This is a genomic window from Marinobacter sediminicola, assembly GCF_031157525.1.
GTDB classification, from domain to species: domain Bacteria; phylum Pseudomonadota; class Gammaproteobacteria; order Pseudomonadales; family Oleiphilaceae; genus Marinobacter; species Marinobacter sediminicola.
The window spans coordinates 1-2,111 of the sequence record NZ_JAVIXR010000028.1 but is presented as its reverse complement, the minus strand read 5'-3'; the positions used below and the strand labels follow the sequence as shown (position 1 = coordinate 2,111).

Here is a 2,111-nt window from a genome sequence, read left to right as displayed (position 1 = left end):
TTCCCAAAACACGCTACGAGCACATCCATGTGCGCTTGTTTCGGGAAGAACCTCGCCAACTGCTTCCCGAACTTTCGAGATAACTCCAAAAGCCCATGACCCCCGAACGCCTTGCCCGCATCAAACAGGTTTTGAACACTCGACAGCCGGACCTGACAGTCCTGACCGACCAGGTTCACAAACCAAGAAACCTCTCCGCCATACTGAGAACCTGCGACGCCTTCGGGTTAGCCAATATGCACGTGGTCTGGCCAAAAGAAGGCTTCCGGGCATTTCGGAAAACCGTCGGCGGTAGCTTCAAGTGGGTAACGCCTCATACCCACCGCACTATGGACGAGGCCATAGCGCATCTGAAAGGGCAGGGCCATAAGCTTTATGCGGCACAGCTGTCAGACAGAGCGATCGATTATCGCTCCGCAGATTTCACCGTGCCATGCACCGTTATTATGGGTAACGAAGTCGATGGCGTAAGCACAGCAGCAGCGGAACAAGCTGATGAACACATTGTTATCCCCATGATGGGCATGGTCGAGTCCCTCAACGTATCCGCCGCCTGCGCGATCATCCTCTCCGAAGCCCAAAGGCAGCGCAAAGAGGCCGGCTTGTTCGATAATCGGCGCATACCGGATGAAGAATACAACCGCCTACTCTTCAGTTGGTGCCAGCCTGTCGTCAAGCGCTACTGCGACGACCGAAACCTGCCATACCCGCCCATTGATCACGAAACCGGTGAGCTAATTGACGGAGTAGGCTGGATGCAGGAAGTAAGGGTGCTCAGAGCCAACCGCCCCCGCTGGAATGAAGATAGCCCGGCAGAGGTCAGCTAACGAAAACACCTTTTACCGCGCCGCGGAGCCAGCCCCCAAAGCAGCAGGCAAGCGAAGCCAACCCTAGTCTTCGCGATGCTCCAAATACCGCTCCAACTGCTCCCGCAAAGCCTTAGGAAGGCGAGTAATCGTCAGCGCATCCTTGTCGCGATCATAGTAAATCGCCTGATTCACCAGATCCGAAGAAAACGAAACACTCATCCCTCCGCCAGAGCCCGCAATCCGCACCAGCTTCTTCACCTTCCGATGATCCGGGTGCAGCACGCCGCTCTCGGGCATCTCCGCAGACTTACTGGCAAACTCCTTGAAACGCCCGGGCTCATCCTCATCCAGATAGCCAGACAACGCTTCAATAGCCACCGGCTCACCCAAAGCATGCTGCTCTTTGCAGAACTCATAAGCCCGCGTGCGCACCTCACCGGCCTTTTCCGGCTCCGAAGACTTCGCAAACGCTTCCACAGCATCCAGAAACGTCAGAGTTTCCTTTTCAACATCGATCTGGTTGGTGAAACCACACAGCCGGATAAACAGCTCCCCCGGTTCACCCGTGCCCCGGGCATGCACCAACGTAAGATAGTTCTCAGCCGCGTTATCACCCAGCCAGTCATCCAGCTCAACCCGCATGGCAAGATTCAGGCGGGACGTGCTCAGCACATCCGTTGTATCCAGGGCCTGATTGCCATCGAAGCGCAAAGCGCCGTCGCTCTCCAGAATCATCACATAAACCACATCGGAATCTGCCAGGGCCTCGTGAACAACCACAAGTTGCCCCACAAATTCCTCCTGGCAACTCGTAAGCAACTCCTGCCACTGCCCAAACACCCGATCTGTGAACGATGCAAAACTCTGCTTGTCCTCCAGATAATCCTTCAGCCAACCGCTAAACGGACTCTCACCAATATCTTCTGAAAACCGCCCGTACTTCTTACCCGGCTTGCTGTTAAACAGCCGCTTCATCTGCTTGTGCAGCCCTTCATAATCGCCACCCGGTTCCTGCAGCGCCTCACCACTTTGCAGGCGGGCAGGCTGCCCCGGCTGATACTGACTGGAAAACGCGGTGCGCAGATGCTTGATGGCCATAAAAAGAAAATCCCGAATAAATAAACAAAAAAGCCCCGAAGGAAACCTTCAGGGCCAAAGATTCTGCCACGTACAACAAATACATTCACGACTAAAAAAGGAGAATTGCAGCAAAGCCTGATAGCCGTGGGGCGGGGTGTCTTTTCTGGCCGGAAAAAGATGTCTGAGCGAAGCGAGTTGTTTTTCCAGAAGAAAAGACACCCC

General features: G+C 54.8%; 2 protein-coding genes. One reads left to right on the top strand and one right to left on the bottom strand.

Translation table 11 applies throughout. From position 1 onward, the window contains the following. Positions 1–95: 95 nt before the first annotated feature. Complete coding sequence (gene trmH, locus RG807_RS17640; RefSeq protein ID WP_309046047.1) at positions 96–827, top strand: tRNA (guanosine(18)-2'-O)-methyltransferase TrmH; 732 nt, start codon at positions 96–98, stop codon at positions 825–827. A 63-nt stretch (positions 828–890) separates the two neighbouring features. On the opposite strand, the gene RG807_RS17635 is transcribed toward trmH, so the two are convergent. Further along, positions 891–1,907: a nucleoid-associated protein gene (locus RG807_RS17635; protein WP_309046046.1), complete on the bottom strand. Its 1,017-nt coding sequence runs from the start codon at positions 1,905–1,907 to the stop codon at positions 891–893. Positions 1,908–2,111: the final 204 nt, after the last annotated feature.

What these genes read in the sequence shown, in the direction of transcription:
- trmH (WP_309046047.1), top strand. Translation starts at nt 96, where the DNA reads ATGACCCCCGAACGCCTTGCCCGCATCAAACAGGTTTTGAACACTCGA.
- RG807_RS17635 (WP_309046046.1), bottom strand. Translation starts at nt 1,907, where the DNA reads ATGGCCATCAAGCATCTGCGCACCGCGTTTTCCAGTCAGTATCAGCCG.